This window comes from Arthrobacter sp. MW3 TE3886, assembly GCF_041262145.1.
Taxonomy (GTDB): Bacteria; Actinomycetota; Actinomycetes; order Actinomycetales; family Micrococcaceae; genus Arthrobacter.
In genome coordinates, this window is the sequence record NZ_JBGCAN010000001.1 from 3,952,324 (window position 1) to 3,967,512 (window position 15,189).

12 protein-coding genes are annotated in these 15,189 nt (G+C 67.8%); 6 read left to right on the plus strand and 6 right to left on the minus strand.

What is annotated here, in order from left to right:
• Positions 1–19 precede the first annotated feature (19 nt).
• From ABH915_RS18010 to ABH915_RS18020, 3 genes are all read right to left on the minus strand, one after another.
• On the minus strand, positions 20–1,543 hold the full coding sequence (locus ABH915_RS18010) for an aldehyde dehydrogenase family protein (protein ID WP_370123897.1): 1,524 nt from the start codon (positions 1,541–1,543) through the stop codon (positions 20–22).
• A 143-nt stretch (positions 1,544–1,686) separates the two neighbouring features.
• The gene (locus ABH915_RS18015) at positions 1,687–3,066 is read right to left on the minus strand and encodes a GAF domain-containing protein (RefSeq protein WP_370123899.1); all 1,380 of its coding nucleotides are present in this window, start codon (positions 3,064–3,066) and stop codon (positions 1,687–1,689) included.
• A gap of 115 nt (positions 3,067–3,181) precedes the next feature.
• Positions 3,182–4,627, minus strand: coding sequence for an FAD-dependent oxidoreductase (locus ABH915_RS18020; protein WP_370123902.1), 1,446 nt, complete (start codon positions 4,625–4,627; stop codon positions 3,182–3,184).
• Positions 4,628–4,757: 130 nt separating this feature from the next.
• On the opposite strand from ABH915_RS18020, the gene rarD reads away from it, so the two are divergent.
• From rarD to ABH915_RS18040, 4 genes are all read left to right on the plus strand, one after another.
• Positions 4,758–5,783: an EamA family transporter RarD gene (gene rarD, locus ABH915_RS18025; RefSeq protein WP_370123904.1), complete on the plus strand. Its 1,026-nt coding sequence runs from the start codon at positions 4,758–4,760 to the stop codon at positions 5,781–5,783.
• Positions 5,784–5,875: 92 nt separating this feature from the next.
• Positions 5,876–6,280: a hypothetical protein gene (locus ABH915_RS18030; protein ID WP_018775176.1), complete on the plus strand. Its 405-nt coding sequence runs from the start codon at positions 5,876–5,878 to the stop codon at positions 6,278–6,280.
• Positions 6,267–7,799, plus strand: a complete 1,533-nt coding sequence (locus tag ABH915_RS18035; RefSeq protein ID WP_370123907.1) for a putative bifunctional diguanylate cyclase/phosphodiesterase — start codon at positions 6,267–6,269, stop codon at positions 7,797–7,799. Before ABH915_RS18030 ends, ABH915_RS18035 begins: the two co-directional genes overlap by 14 nt.
• A gap of 71 nt (positions 7,800–7,870) precedes the next feature.
• Positions 7,871–8,701, plus strand: coding sequence for a class I SAM-dependent methyltransferase (locus ABH915_RS18040; RefSeq protein ID WP_370123910.1), 831 nt, complete (start codon positions 7,871–7,873; stop codon positions 8,699–8,701).
• Here the strand turns inward: ABH915_RS18040 and ABH915_RS18045 are convergent.
• The gene (locus tag ABH915_RS18045) at positions 8,668–9,540 is read right to left on the minus strand and encodes a universal stress protein (RefSeq protein WP_370123913.1); all 873 of its coding nucleotides are present in this window, start codon (positions 9,538–9,540) and stop codon (positions 8,668–8,670) included. The two genes, ABH915_RS18040 and ABH915_RS18045, sit on opposite strands and share 34 nt — an antisense overlap.
• Positions 9,541–9,730: 190 nt before the next feature.
• Between ABH915_RS18045 and ABH915_RS18050 the strand changes: the two genes are divergently transcribed.
• On the plus strand, positions 9,731–10,513 hold the full coding sequence (locus tag ABH915_RS18050) for a hypothetical protein (RefSeq protein ID WP_370123915.1): 783 nt from the start codon (positions 9,731–9,733) through the stop codon (positions 10,511–10,513).
• A 187-nt stretch (positions 10,514–10,700) separates the two neighbouring features.
• Here ABH915_RS18050 and gabT read toward each other — a convergent pair whose 3' ends face one another.
• Positions 10,701–12,065, minus strand: a complete 1,365-nt coding sequence (gene gabT / locus ABH915_RS18055; protein WP_018775171.1) for a 4-aminobutyrate--2-oxoglutarate transaminase — start codon at positions 12,063–12,065, stop codon at positions 10,701–10,703.
• A 102-nt stretch (positions 12,066–12,167) separates the two neighbouring features.
• Positions 12,168–13,598 carry a gamma-aminobutyraldehyde dehydrogenase gene (locus ABH915_RS18060; RefSeq protein ID WP_370123917.1) on the minus strand — a complete coding sequence of 477 codons (1,431 nt, stop codon included), beginning with the start codon at positions 13,596–13,598 and terminating at the stop codon, positions 12,168–12,170.
• A 146-nt stretch (positions 13,599–13,744) separates the two neighbouring features.
• Here ABH915_RS18060 and ABH915_RS18065 point away from each other — a divergent pair, with 146 nt between their 5' ends.
• Positions 13,745–15,187 (plus strand): PucR family transcriptional regulator, encoded by a 1,443-nt coding sequence (locus ABH915_RS18065; protein WP_370123920.1) that lies wholly within the window; start codon positions 13,745–13,747, stop codon positions 15,185–15,187.
• Positions 15,188–15,189 lie beyond the last annotated feature (2 nt).

The window sequence follows — 15,189 nt, forward strand, 5'->3', positions numbered from 1 at the left end:
CCGCCCGGGTCAGTGCGGCTTAGAAGAAGCCGAGCTTGTTCTCGTTGTAGCTGACCAGGAGGTTCTTGGTCTGCTGGTAGTGGTCCAGCATCATCGAGTGGTTCTCGCGGCCGATGCCGGAGGACTTGTACCCGCCGAACGCGGCCCCTGCCGGGTAGGCGTGGTAGTTGTTGACCCACACGCGGCCGGCCTGGATCTCCCGGCCTGCGCGGTAGGCGACGTTGCCGTTGCGGGACCAGACGCCGGCGCCGAGGCCGTAGAGGGTGTCGTTGGCGATGCCCATGGCGTCGTTGTAGTCGCTGAAGCGGGTTACGGACACCACCGGTCCGAAGATTTCCTCCTGGAAGATCCGCATCTTGTTGTGGCCTTCGAAGATGGTCGGCTGGACGTAGTAGCCGCCGGCCAGGTCTCCGGGCATTTCGGCCCGGGCTCCGCCGGTGAGCACCTTGGCGCCCTCCTGCTTGCCGATGTCGATGTAGGAGAGGATCTTTTCCAGCTGGTCGTTGGAGGCCTGGGCACCGAGCTGGGTTTCGGTGTCCAGCGGATTGCCCTGGATGATTTTCTCTACCCGGGCCACGGCGTCGGCCATGAAGGAATCGTAGATGTCTTCCTGGACCAGGGCGCGGGACGGGCAGGTGCAGACTTCGCCCTGGTTGAAGGCAAAGAGCGTGAAGCCTTCCTGGGCCTTGTCGTAGAACGCGTCATTGGAGTCCGCGACGTCGTTGAAGAAGATGTTGGGGCTCTTGCCGCCGAGCTCCAGCGTGACCGGGATCAGGTTCTGGCTGGCGTACTGGCTGATCAGGCGGCCCGTGGAGGTTTCGCCGGTGAAGGCGATCTTGCGGATCCGGGGGCTGGAGGCCAGCGGCTTGCCGGCCTCGACGCCGAAGCCGTTGACCACATTGAGGACCCCGGCCGGCAGCAGGTCGCCGATGAGCTCCATCAGGACCATGATCGAGGACGGGGTCTGCTCGGCGGGCTTTAGGACGACGGCGTTGCCGGCGGCGAGCGCCGGGGCGAGCTTCCAGACGGCCATGAGGATCGGGAAGTTCCAGGGGATGATCTGGCCGACGACGCCGAGGGGCTCGTGGTAGTGGTAGGCGGTGGTGTCGTCGTCGAGCTGGGACAGCCGGCCTTCCTGAGCGCGGACGGCGGACGCGAAGTAGCGGAAGTGGTCGGCGGCGAGCGGAATGTCGGCGTTGAGGGTCTCGCGGATCGGCTTGCCGTTGTCCCAGGATTCGGCGACGGCGAGCATCTCGAGGTTCTCATCGATCCGGTCGGCAATCTTGTTCAGGATCGCGGCGCGCTCGGCCACGGAGGTCTTGCCCCAGGACGGCGCGACCTTGTGGGCGGCGTCCAGCGCCAGTTCGATGTCCTCGGCGGTGCCGCGCGCCACCTCGCAGAAGGCCTTGCCGGTCACGGGGGTGATGTTCTCGAAGTACTGGCCCTTGACCGGGGCAACCCATTCGCCGCCGATCCAGTTTTCGTAGCGGTCCTTGAAGGTGACCTTCGAGCCCTCGGTTCCGGGCTGGGCGTAAACAGTCATTGCTAGCTCCTTTGCTGTGCAAGATGGGGGCAGCAAGGCGCTTCCGGCCCCCGTTGCACCCAGCGTAGGCGCGCGAAGGTTGCAGTCAGGTTGCAACCGAAGTGAGCCAGGTCACTGGCGGGGCATTCCGCGGCCCGCGCCGGTCAGGCGCTCAGCTCGCGGTCCAGCCGTTCCAGGTCGGCGACGACGGCGGCGCGCTTGGGCGAACGCGGCGCCAGCAGCTTCAACGCGGCGCTGCGGACGTCGACGTCGTCCTTTGCTTCGGGCAGAGCGGCGTACTTCAACAGCGATTCGGCGCTGCCGTCTGTCAGCAGAGCCTCGCGCATCAGCGCGGAGACCCTGTCCCGCAGCTCCACGATGCCGGGCGCCTCGGAGCGGGGCAGCACGGCGCCGCGGTAGATTTCCAGCGCTATCCGGTGGGCGCCGCGCTGCAGGCAGTCCAGCACCTGGCCGGCGTCGGGGACCAGGTCCAGCGGCAGCCGGTAAGGGCGTGATTGCGGGACGGCGCCGGGGTTGAGCTGCTGAAGTACCTTGCGCAGCCGCACCATCTCCGCGCGCAGCGTCATGGTGGAGGCATCCCCGGGGTACAGGAGGGCGCAGAGCTCCTCGGCATTCAGCCCCGCGGGGTGGGTGCTGAGCAGGGCCAGGATCTCGCTGTGCCGGGCGGACAGGGCCACGGTGCGCCCGTCGATGCTGAGCAGCGCCTGGTCGCGGCCGAGCAGCTGAAGGCTGTTGCGGTAGAGGCTGTTGGCGCCCGGACCCACAGCCGTTTTCGGCCCCGAGTTCCGCCGCCGGGACGGCGCGGACTGGCCCGCGGCAGCCAACTGCAACCGCTCCACCCGCAGATGCGCCTGGGCCGCGGCGACCGTCGCCTCTACGAGCGACAACGTATGCGGGGCCACGGCCGACGCGGTGCCGGTGATGTCCACGACACCCAGCAGGGCACCGGAATCAGGATCGTGGAACGGCACGGCCGTACAGCTCCACGGATGCACCGAGCGCTTGTAGTGCTCGGCACCGGAGATCTGGATTCCCCGGCCCAGGGCCAGCGCGGTGCCGGGGGCGCTGGTGCCGACTGTCGCTTCGGACCAGTCGGCGCCCGGGACGAACATCATGCCCTCGGCCCGGCGCTGCAGGGCGGCATCCCCTTCCACCCAGAGCAGCCTGCCGACCTCGTCCCCCACGGCTACCAGCATTCCGCTGTCGTGGCTGGGCAGGACCAGGAGCTTGTGGATCACGGGCATGATGGCGGCCAGCGGATGCTGGCGGCGGTATTCTTCGAGTTCCTCGCGGTCCATGGCCAGCGGCGCCTCGGGGTTGTCCGGGTTGGCGCGCAGCTGCGCCGAACGCCGCCACGACTCCTGGATCAGGCTGCTAAGCCCGGGCAGGCGCAGGTCTTCCGGGGAAACGAGCCCCTGCGAGTCGAGTTCCTCGTGCCCGGCGCTGGCATGCTGCTGGCGCAGCGCTGCGGTGACCCCGCCTGCCGGCGGGAACAGTGCTGCGGGATGGACCAGTTTCCTCATTGAACTCCCACCGGACGGGCTCGACGGCGTGCCAGAGGCCGCCTCGTCCGGCCCAGTCTAGTTCCGCGCGGGGCGTTTGGATACGCACCGGCCTGCCGCTTCCGGTGGTCACAGCCTATCCGCGGGAAATCTCGATCATGTCCTCGCGCGGCACCACCTTGATGCGCTCCCGTTCGATCCCGTTGGCGGACTCCGCCGCGGACCACTCGGCGCCGAGGGCGAGCTCGTGGGCATCGAGCTTGATCCACCCTTCCCACGTGGTGTACTCGATGCCGCGCTCATGGAGCAGGTCGATGATGGCCTGCGGGTCCGGGTTCTGCGCCGGCGGAAGCGTCAGCCGGTCCTCCAGCAGGAAGCCGATGGTCTCCAGCGCGTCGCCCTTGGTGTGGCCGATCAGCCCGACGGGGCCGCGCTTGATCCAGCCCGTCGCGTAGATTCCGGGCACGGCGTTCCCCTCGGCGTCGAGCACGCGGCCGCCTTCATTCGGGACGACGCCGCGGCGGGCATCGTATTCCAGCTCATCCAGCGGCGACCCGTGGTAGCCGATCGCGCGGTAGACGGCCTGGACCGGGTAGTCGAGGAACTCACCGGTGCCCTTGACGTTCCCGGTGCCGTCCAGCTGCATGCGTTCGAACTTGATGCCGGCGACCTTGCCGGGGTTCGCGGCGTCGTCTGTTGTTCCATAGATTTCGACGGGACTGTGCAGGAAGTGCAGGTGCAGCCGGCGCGAGGACGGTTCCTCGGACTCGGCGTGCTCCTCGACGAGCCAGTTCGTGAGGGTGTTGACCATGGTCCGGATCTGGTTGTTGCTGCGAATGGCCTCGTCCGAGGCCTCGTCGAATTCGAAGTCCTCCGGATACAGGACGATGTCCACGTCCTTGGCGTGGCTGAGTTCGCGCAGCTCCAGCGGCGTGAACTTCACCTGGGCCGGGCCGCGGCGGCCAAACACGTGGACGTCGGTGACCGGCGAATCCTTGAGCGCCCGGTAGACGTTGTCCGGGATTTCGGTGACCAGGAGTTCATCGGCGTGCTTGACCAGCATGCGGGCCACGTCGAGGGCCACGTTGCCGTTGCCGATCACCGCAATTTCCTTGGCCTCCAGCGGCCAGTCCCGCGGCACGTCCGGGTGGCCGTCGTACCAAGAGACGAAGTCGGCCCCGCCGAAGGAACCCTCCAGGCCGATCCCGGGAATATCCAGGTCCGCGTCCTTGATGGCGCCGGTGGAGAAGATGACGGCGTCATAGAACGCACGGAAGTCATGCAGCGTCAGGTCCCGGCCGTAAGTGACGTTGCCGAGGAACCGGATGTCGCCGCGGTCCAGGACCTTGTGGAGCGCGTTGACAATCCCCTTGATCCGCGGATGGTCAGGAGCCACCCCGTAGCGGATGAGGCCGTAGGGCGCCGGATATGCCTCGAAGAGGTCGATGCTGACCTGGAAGTCGCCGTCCTTGACCTCATTGGACTTCGTCAGGATGTCCGCGGCGTAGACGCCTGCCGGGCCGGCGCCGACAATCGCGACACGGAGGGGACGAGAGGATGTGGATTCGGCCGAGTTGGACACCGGGAGCCCTTCTGAGTCTTAGGGACAGCGCCAGTAGATACAGCGCACAGGCCCCTATTCTAAATGTGCCCCGCCCGCTCGTGGTCCGATTGGCAGGAATAGGCGCCGCGCAGGTGGTGTTATTGGTCTTGTGCCTAAGCCCGAAGGATCCTTCTCCCCCGTCCCACTGACAGCGCCGGCAGGCCCAGCCGTTGAAGCCGGGCCTGCGCCGGTCCGGCCGGCCGGACCGGCGCCGGTGGACAAGGACACGACGGCGGGAATCCTGTTCGGTATCGGCGCCTACGGGCTCTGGGGGCTGCTGCCCCTGTACTTCTACGTTCTGCAGCCGGCCGGCGCGGTCGAAATCGTCGCCAACCGGGTGGTCTGGTCGCTCCTGTTCTGCGTCCTGCTCATCACCGTCACGCGGTCCTGGCGGGTTCTGGCTGCTGCTTTCCGGGACCGCACGGTGATTGGGCCGCTGTCCATCGCCGCTGCCCTGATCGCGGTGAACTGGCTGACGTACACCTACGGCGTGACCACCGGCCAGGCCGTCGAGGCCTCCCTGGGCTACTTCATCAACCCGCTGGTCTCCGTATTGCTGGGAGTCTTCGTCCTGAAGGAGAAGCTGCGGCCGCTCCAGTGGGCCGCCGTCGGCATCGGCTTCGTGGCCGTCGGGGTGCTGACGGTCTCCTACGGCAAGCTCCCCTGGATCGCGCTGACGCTCGCGCTGAGCTTTGGCCTGTACGGATTCGTCAAGAAGCGCGTGGGCCCGCGGGCGGAGGCGATCACGAGCCTCACCGTGGAGACGATCGTGCTGGCACCCGTGGCTGCGGCGACCATGATCTTCCTCGCGGTCAGCGGGGCGGCAACTCTGGCCGCCAACGGTGCGGGACATTTCTGGCTGTTAGTGGCATCAGGCGTCATCACTGCGGTGCCGCTGCTGTTCTTCGGCGCGTCAGCCCGCCGTCTGCCGATGACCACGATCGGCCTGCTGCAGTACTTCGCCCCCGTCCTGCAGTTCATTGTGGCGCTCGTGGTGTTCAAGGAAACCATGACACCGGACCGCTGGGCCGGTTTCGGCGTCGTCTGGCTGGCGCTGCTGGTACTGACCGTGGACATGCTGCACACGGCCCGGAAGAACTCCGTGACCCGGAAACGGGCCCGTGCCGCCGCCTAGCCCTGCCGCCCCGGCGGGTTAGCGGCCTGCGCACCCCTGCCGCTGTGCGTTAGTGTCATCATGAAGGGGACACGTTGGGGCGAAATTGAGGATTGCTGGTGCCACAAGAGGATCGTGAAACTCCGGGCGGGCGCGACATCTCGTCCCTGGACTTCGACAGCAGCGGCATCTTGCGCCTTCAGTGGGCCCGCGGCGTGGCGATTGATGCCCCCAGCGCCCAGCTGGCCATGGATCGCGTCAATGAGTTGTGCGGCGGCCGGCCCACGCCGTTGCTGATCGACATGGCCACCACGGAGTCCGTCAGCCGGGCGGCCCGGGCCGTGTTTGCCAAACGCTGCGACGCCTCGGCAATCGCGCTCCTCGGTTCCTCCGCCGTGGACCGGGTCCTCGCCAACTTCTTCCTAGGCGTCAATTCCGCGCCGGTACCAACGCGCTTCTTCACCAACGGCGATGAGGCGGTCCGCTGGCTGACCTCGCAGGGCCATGACGGGGCGTGATGATGACCGCCGCCTCGAGGAACTCGTGGACGGCATCGTCGTACTGTCCTCGGGCGATCTGTCGAACCGGCTGCCGGTCTCACCGGCCCGGGACGGGATTGACGCAGTCACCACCGGCATCAACCTGCTGGCCGAAGAGCTCCAGAGCATGTACGAGGACCTGGAAGTCCGGGTCGCCGAGCGGACCGCACTCCTCGAGGCGGCCAAAGCCGAACTCCGGCGCGTCATCGACACCGATGAGCTGACGGGCCTGGCCAGCCGCTCGCTGCTGCAGGAAAAAGTGGCCGAAGCCGTCGCCGGGGCCGGCGCGGGACGCCAGCCGGCGCTGATCCTGCTGGATCTTGATTCCTTCCGGCTCATCAACGACAGCCTCGGCCACGCCGCGGGCGATGCCGTGCTGCGCGAGACGGCCCTGCGGCTCAGCGCGGCGGCCGGACCCGGCCACGTGATCGCACGCCTCAGCGGCGATGAATTCGCGGTGCTCGTCGCGGACCAGGACACGGAGGCCGTGCTGCAGACCGCGGCCCGGCTCGGTGAATCACTGAAGGACAGAATCGTCGCCGGCGGAGTGGCGGTCGCCCTCACGGCCGGTACCGGTGTCCGGCTGGGGGAACCGGGCCTGCGGAGCGAGGAACTCATCCGCGATGCCGACATCGCCATGCACGAGGCCAAGAAACGCGGACGGGACACCCTGCTGGTGTTTTCCGCGGCCATGCACGAGGCCGCCAAGCAGCGGGTCCACCAGGTGGCGGAGCTGCGGACGGCGCTGGCGATGGACCAGCTCGAGCTGGAGTACCAGCCCATCATGGACCTGCGCACCGGAGCGATTGCCGGTGCCGAGGCCCTGATCCGCTGGCGCCACCCCGCCCTGGGCCTGCTGGGTCCGGATACCTTCCTCGACGCCGCCGACGACGCCGGGCTCACCGTGGAAATCGGCCACTGGGTGCTCCGGAACGCCATCGCGCAAACCGGCCGCTGGAAGTCCCTTCCGGGGCTTCCCGCGGACTTCAGCACGCACATCAACCTCTCCCCCGCGGACCTGCACCACGTCGATCTGGCGCCCTACGTCGAAGGCCTCCTGGCCCAGCACGGCGTCGATCCCTGCCATATCTCGATTGAAATCACCGAAACCGCGATCATGCGCGGCGGCCCGGAAGTGGCCGCCACCATGCAGTCGCTCAATGACCTCGGCGTCCGGATCGAGATCGACGACTTCGGCACCGGCTATTCCTCCATCAGCTACTTGCGCACGCTCCCTGCCGCGCAGGCGAAGATCGATAAGTCCCTGCTCGACGGGCTGACCACGGACCGGCAGCAGGAAACATTCGTCGCCGCTATCCTGCAGCTGATCCATTCGGCCGGGCTGGGTGCCGTCGCCGAAGGCATCGAGGACAGGGAGCAAGCAGACAGGCTGCGGCAACTGAACTGCGAATTCGGCCAGGGGTACTTCTTCAGCCGACCGCTCCCGGTGGCGGACATGACGGACCTGCTCGCGCACAGAAACGGCGCGGTCGCGTGAGCGGACCCGTTCCGGCGGGCACACGCGAGACAGGCACACACAAGACAGGCACACCCAAGACAGGCACACGCGTGCACAGGGCGGCAGACACTATCCGGCTCGCAGCCAGGGTCGCCGTACTCTCCCTGCACCGTCCCAGCCCCCCGGACCGGCGCTGGGATGCCTTCTGGCGCGGCGTGTCACAGGGATCCCTCAGGGAACCGATCATCTGGGACGCCGCCCCGGGCGCCGGGAACGAAGAGATCCGGCACCACCTGCAGGCGATGGCCGGTGCGATGGACACCAGTCTTCCGGTGATCGATCTCGGCTGCGGGAACGGGACCATCACACGGCGGCTTACCGGCATCTTCCCCTCGGTCCTGGGCGTCGATGTCTCACCCCAGGCCGTGGCAGCCGCGCATTCCGCGCCGCCGCCGGTCCCCGGCCTCAGTTTCCGGAGCCTGGATGCCACACAGCCGGCCGCGGCGGCTGCGCTGGCACGCGAACTCGGCGACGCCAACGTTTTTGTCCGCGGCGTTCTCCATGTCCTCAGCCGGCGACGGCAGGCACGCCTCGCAGGCTCCATCGAGGCCCTCCTTGGCACCCGGGGCAGGATCTACCTCGTCGAGACGAACGTCCCGGGCGGGGCCCTAAGCTACCTGCGGGAACTGGGCGCCACCGGTAATCGGATCCCGGGACCGCTCCGCCAGGCCATTGCCGCCCTGCCGAAACCGGGCCACTTCGGCCCCGGGCAACGCTCGCGCGTGTTTCCCCCGGACCGCTGGACCCTCATCGCTGAGGGCCCCACCGTCCTGGAGACCGTGCCGATGGAGGCCGGCGGACCGCCCTGCAGCATTCCCGCGTACTGGGCGGTCCTGGCCCCGAGGCCTCAAACCTCCGGGAGGGAATCCACGCGCTGGTAGTCGCGCGGGACCACGACCATGGGAACTGGGAGCGCCCGCAGCACCTTGAAGGCCGTGCTGCCGATGAACAGCTTGTACTTCTCCGCCAGGCGGGAGGACCCGACGATCATGACCTCGCCGTCGTCCCATTCCAGGTCGTCGATCGCTTCCTCGATCGTGCGCCCGTGGGCGACCTCCACACTGACGTGGTGGCCCTCCGGCAGGCGGTGCGCCGCGGCGGCCAGGATGGTGTTGGCGTGGATGTGGGCAGCGTTGACGTTTTCCCCGCCGTCCCCCTCGACGTCCAGTTCAACGAGGGAAACCAGCCGCAGCGGCACCCCTCGGCGCTCGGCGGATTCGATGGCGACGTCGATCGCCGCCTCCGCTCCGACGCGCTGGCCCACGGCGAGGGTCAGGCGCGTGATGGCTTCGGTGCGGCGGTAGCCGCGCGGCGCCAGGGCCACCGGGACCGGAGCCGCGTGCAGCAGGGCGTTGGCCACGTTGCCCACGGTATGGCGCTTGAACAGGCTGCTGCTGGCGGCACCCACAACGATCAGGCCGGCCCTGTACTCGAGGGCGGCCTCGATCAGGCCAGCCGCGAAAGATTCCGCCTGGCGGACATGGAAGTGCGCCTCCAGCCCCTCAGGAACCAGCTCCATTCCCTGGCGTTCCGCTGAGCGGATCTTCTGCTCCGCGGCGCTGACCTGGTTTCCCTCCGGATTCATCGCCACATAAGGCGTGTGCCGATCCACCACATAGACCAGGTCGAGATGGGCTCCCTGTGCCCGAGCCATGGCTGAGGCCAGGGCAACGGCGTCCGCACCGCGTTCGGTGGGTGTATAGCCGACTACGTATCGCATGTATGAACCCCTTTTGGGTCTGGGGCAGATGCCAGCTGCGCCCCGGGGGTTCCGGGCGACGTCGGCCGGTCTGCGTTCCTGCAGTGGATAGGAACGACTCTAGTCCAGCGGGCCCTCAAAGGTGGTGACTTATGACCCTGAACAGCACAATCTTCCGGGCCTACGCTGGGGTGGTCGAGGGGAGCGCATCATGGACGCCATTCGCAACCGCAGGGCCCGGTCGCGGACCGCGGGGCTGGGAACCCTGACGCTCTTGCTGGTCATGACAGCCTGTACGCCGCCGGCCCCGCAGCCCTCCGCCGGCAGCCAGCCGGCGTCGCAGTCCCCGACTGCCTCCGCCAGCCCGACCGCCAGCCCGTCGCCGTCCGCAACCGGGGATGCCGACGAAACGGCACCGCCGCAACCGGGCGACAAGGTGATCTCCTCCACGGTCACGCACGACTGGTCGGTGCCGGGGCCCACCACCCCGTTCCACACCGACCATGAAAATCCCGTGCCCATCGCGCCGCCGCCGGCGGCGCCGCTGCCGACGCTGTCCGCCATCGGCGCGGGCCAGCACCCCGCCGATGCCCCGCCATATGACCAGTTGAGCTTCCGTTTCGCCGGCGGGTTCCCCAGCTACGACGTCGAAATGGTCCCCGAACTCGTCGACGACGGCAGCGGCCTGCCCATCCCGATGCCCGGCACGGGAACCCTCCTCGAGGTGACGTTCCGCGGGGCCCAGGCGCACACCGCAGACGGCACGGCCAGCACCGTGACCAGTGCGCCGCCACCGGCAATCGGATACCCGGCGCTCACCAGCTACGCGCCCGCCGGGGACTTCGAGGGCGTGCTGAGCTACGGAATCGGCGTCGGCCGTCCGATGGGCACCATTCCGGAGACCAAGGTGCGCGTCATTGAGGTGGAGAAGATTGAGCAGGGCCAGCACCTGTACGTGGTCGCGATCCAGCTGGACGCGACCGCCTGGAAGTAGGGCCGGGCGCGGGGCCGAAACAGAAATCAGGACGGAAACAGCGGAGGAGCCGCGGACAAGATGTCCGCGGCTCCTCCGCTGAGTCGCCCGCTTTCGGGTAGCGCCGGGCATTCCGGGCCTCCCGCGTCTGCCGGGAAAGGATCGCCTTCCCGGCAGCTCATGGGGCCTTAGCCCATGGTGCCTAGGGTCAGGCGTTGGCCTTGATGGCCGCGGCCAGGACCCCGAGGCCGTCCAGCAGCAGCTCGTCGCTGATGACCAGCGGCGGCAGCAGCCGGATGACGTTGCCGTAGGTGCCGCAGGTGAGGATGATGACACCCTCCTTGAGGCAGGCTGCGGCGACGGCCTTGGTCAGCTCCGGGTTCGGCTCCTTGGAACCGGCCTGGACGAGTTCAATGGCCAGCATGGCGCCGCGGCCGCGGATGTCACCGATCACGGAACTGTCAGCAAGCTCGGCGGCGAGTTCGCGCAGCTTGCCGAGGGCAATCTCTTCGATGTGCTTGGCGCGGCCGTTGAGGTCGTACTGTTCCATCGAGCCGATCGAGGCCAGCGCCGCAGCGCACGCCACCGGGTTGCCGCCGTAGGTGCCGCCGAGGCCGCCCGGGTGGACGGCGTCGAGCAGGTCGGCGCGGCCCGTGATGGCGGAGAGCGGCATGCCGCCGGCGATGCCCTTGGCCATGGTGATGATGTCCGGGACAACACCTTCGTGGTTCACGGCGAACCATTCGCCGGTGCGGCAGAAGCCGGACTGGACCTCGTCGGCGATGAACACGATGCCCTTGTCCTTGGCCCAGTCCGCCAGCGCGGGCAGGAACCCGTCGGCGGGGACAATGAAGCCGCCCTCGCCCTGGATTGGTTCGATGATGATCGCGGCAACCTGCTCGCCGCCAATCTGCTTCTCGATCATGGTGATGGCGCGCTTGGCGGCCTCGGCACCGGTGATCTCCGGGTTTTCCTCGCGGAACGGGTAGCTCATCGGCATGCGGTAGACCTCGGGCGCGAACGGGCCGAAGTTGGTCTTGTACGGCATGGCCTTGGCGGTCAGCGCCATGGTCAGGTTTGTGCGGCCGTGGTAAGCGTGGTCGAACGCGACGACGGCGTCCCGGCCGGTGGCCAGGCGGGCCACCTTGACGGCGTTTTCGACGGCCTCGGCGCCGGAGTTGAACAGCACCGTGCGCTTTTCGTGGTCGCCCGGAGTGAGGCGGTTCAGCTGCTCTGCGACGGCAACATAGCCTTCGTACGGGGTGACCATGAAACACGTGTGGGTGAAGTGCTCCACGGCTTCCTTCACGGCGCCGACGACGGCGGGGTCCGAGGCGCCGACGCTCGTCACCGCGATGCCGGAGCCGAGGTCGATGAAGGAGTTGCCGTCGACGTCGTGGATGATGCCGCCGTCGGCGTCGGCCACGAAGACCGGGACGCTGGAGGCGACGCCGGCGGCGACCACGGCCTTGCGGCGCTCGGTCAGGGCGACGGACTTGGGGCCCGGGAAGTCGGCCTGGACGCGGCGTTTCTGTTCGAGCCGGTAGGTGATGTCATGTGCCGTGGTGGTCATGGGAAAGCCTTTCTAAGCGTGCGGTTGAGCGCGCGAGTTATGCGTCAGGTTGGGTTAGCAGCGTTATGCGGCCGGGGTACGCGCCTGCGTTATGCGTCTGCGTTATGCGTCCAACGCAGACATGACGTGCTTGATGCGGGTGTAGTCCTCGACGCCGTACATGGACAGGTCCTTGCCGTAGCCGGACTGCTTGAAGCCACCGTGCGGCATTTCGGCCGTGAGCAGGATGTGGGTGTTGATCCAGACGGCACCGAAGTCGAGGTCCCGGCTCAGGCGCATGGCGGTGCCGTGGTTGGACGTCCAGACGCTGGAGGCCAGGGCGTAGTCGACGTCGTTCGCCAGCTCCACTGCCTCGTCCTCGGTGCTGAACTTCTGCACCGTGATGACCGGGCCGAAGGTTTCCTTCTGGACGATGTCATCGCTCTGCTTGGCGCCCGTGACAATGGTGGGTTCGAAGAAGAAGCCCTTCTCGCCCGCGCGGTGGCCGCCGGTCTCGATCTTGCAGTTGGCAGGCAGGTGCTCGACAACGGACGTGACCGCGTTGAAGTGGTTGACGTTGTTCAGCGGGCCGAAGTAGTTGTCTTCGTCGTTCTGCGAACCCGTGTGCAGGGTCTTGGTGTGTTCCACCATGGCGGCGACGACGTCGTCGTGCACCGAATCCTGGACCAGGACCCGGGTGATCGCCGTGCAGTCCTGGCCGGCGTTGAAAAAGGCGAACTCGGCAATCGCCGCGGCGCTCTTCTTGATGTCGGCGTCGGCGAACACAATGGCGGGGGCCTTGCCGCCGAGTTCAAGGTGGGCGCGCTTGAGTCCCTTGGCGGCGCCCGAGGCGACGGCGATGCCGGCGCGGACGGAACCGGTGATGGAGACCAGGCCGGGGACCTTGTGCTCCACCATCATGGCGCCGGTCTCGCCGGTGCCCAGGACCACGTTCACGACGCCGGCCGGGAAGATCTCACCGGCGAGCCGGGCCAGCACCAGGGTGGATTCCGGGGTGGTGTCCGACGGTTTGAGGACCACGGTGTTGCCGGCGGCCAGGGCCGGCCCGATCTTCCAGATGGCCATGAGGAACGGGTAGTTCCAGGGGGCCACCTGCGCAACGACGCCGATCGGCTCGCGGCGCACGTAGGAAGTGTGGCCTTCGAAGTACTCGCCGGCGGACTTGCCTTCCATGATGCGGGCCGCACCGGCGAAGAAGCGCAACTGGTCGGCGCCCGCGGCCACTTCCTCAGAGGCGATCAGCGACCGGATCTGGCCGGTGTTGCGGTGCTGGGCCTCGACGAGCTCGTCGCTGTTGGCCTCAACGGCGTCCGCGAGCTTGAGCAGCATGAGCTGCCGCTGCCCGGGCGTGGTGTGCTTCCAGGTCTTGAAGGCGTCCTTGGCGGCCGTCATGGCGGCGTCGACGTCGGCCTGCACCGAAATCGGCGCCTGCGCCACCACGTCACCGTTGGTGGGGTTCACGATGGGCAGCAATCCTGTGCCGGCGGGCGTGACAAACTCGCCGTTGATGAAGTTCTGCAAGGTTTGAACCACGGTGTACAACCTCTTTCTTACTGCCAATGACGGATGTGTGACTGGTCACGAGCCTATGCCAGCACGGCAACGCTGGGAATAGGCACCTGCACACCATCCCCGCGGAACTTTAGTGCGCTTGACCAGCACCCGGCTATCCTGAATCCATGGCCATTTCACTCGCTGCCCTGCTGGGAGTTCCGTCCCTGAATCTCACCAAGGCCGGACTCGCCGAAACCACCTGGCACCAGGACATTCATTGGGTGGCCGTCACCGAACAGGAGGATCCGCAGCGGTTCCTCAATGGCGGCGAACTGATCCTGACAACCGGGATGCGGCTCAAGAGCGCCGCGGAGCAGCGCCGGTTTGTGCGTCAGGTCCAGCGGGCAGGTGCGGTGGGCATCGGGTTCGGGGTCGGCCTGACGCACGACGCCGTTCCGCCGGCCCTGATCGCCGAGGCCAACCGGTGGGGGCTGCCGGTGGTGGAAGTGCCGTACGAGACACCTTTCATCGCGATCGGAAAGCTCGTGGCCGACGCCCAGTCCGCGGACCACCTGGTCAAGCTCGAGCGGCTCATCGCCGGGCACCAGATCCTGGCCCGCGCGCTGCTGACCGGCGGCGGCCTCGCCGAGCTCCTGAAACACCTGGGGTCGATGCTGCGCACCGAGATCGTCCTGACCCAGTTCACCGCCCAGCTGTACAACAGCGTCGCCGGCCACCCGGCGCCCAAGGCCGAGGGCTGGGCGTCCTACCCCATTCCCACGGGACGCCGCGACGCCTGCACCCTCTGGGTAAAGCAGCCGTTCGAGGACACGGGCATCGTGGGCTACGCCCAGAACCTGATCAGCGTTGAACTCAACAACATGGTCAAGCAACGCCAGGCGCAGCGGGCGCTGGCCGGCCAGGTCCTCGACGACGTCATCCACGGGACGCTGGAGGCCTCCGAAGCCACCCGGCGCCTGGCCGGCGTCGGCATCAACAGCACCCGCAAGAACGTGGTCCTGCTCGCCGAATCGGCCGCCCACCAGAAACAGCTGGGCAGCTCTTCGCTGCCCCAGCCGCTTGCGGCGGCGGTCGGCTCCGTCGTCGGGAAGGACCTCGTGGTGGTGGTGCCCGACGACGGCAGCGGCGCCAGCGCCCTTGCCCGCAGCCTCAGCGACCACCTCGCCGAGGCCGGGATCCATGCCACGATCGGCATAGGCGGGGCGTACACCAAGCCCAACGGCCTGCGCTGGAGCTATTTCGAGGCCCGCGACGCGGCCAGCCACGGGCTGCCGGTCAACGAGCCCGAGCGGCTGAGCCTGACCTCGCTGCTGCTGGCCAGCGAGGACGTTCCGCTGGCGGACATGGCCAACGAATCGCTGAACCCGCTGCGGGCCTTCGACGCGGCGCACGGGGCCGAACTCATGGCCACGCTGGAAAGCTACCTCGGCAACAACGGCTCGGTGGCGGCCGTCGCCGAGGAACTGACCCTGCACCGCAACACGGTCCGTTACCGGCTGGCGCAGATCACCGAACTCACCGGATACGACCCCGCACAGACAGCGGACCGGGTGCAGCTCTGGCTTGCGCTCGCGGTGCAGCGGCTCAGCGCCCGGCACCCGCGCTGACC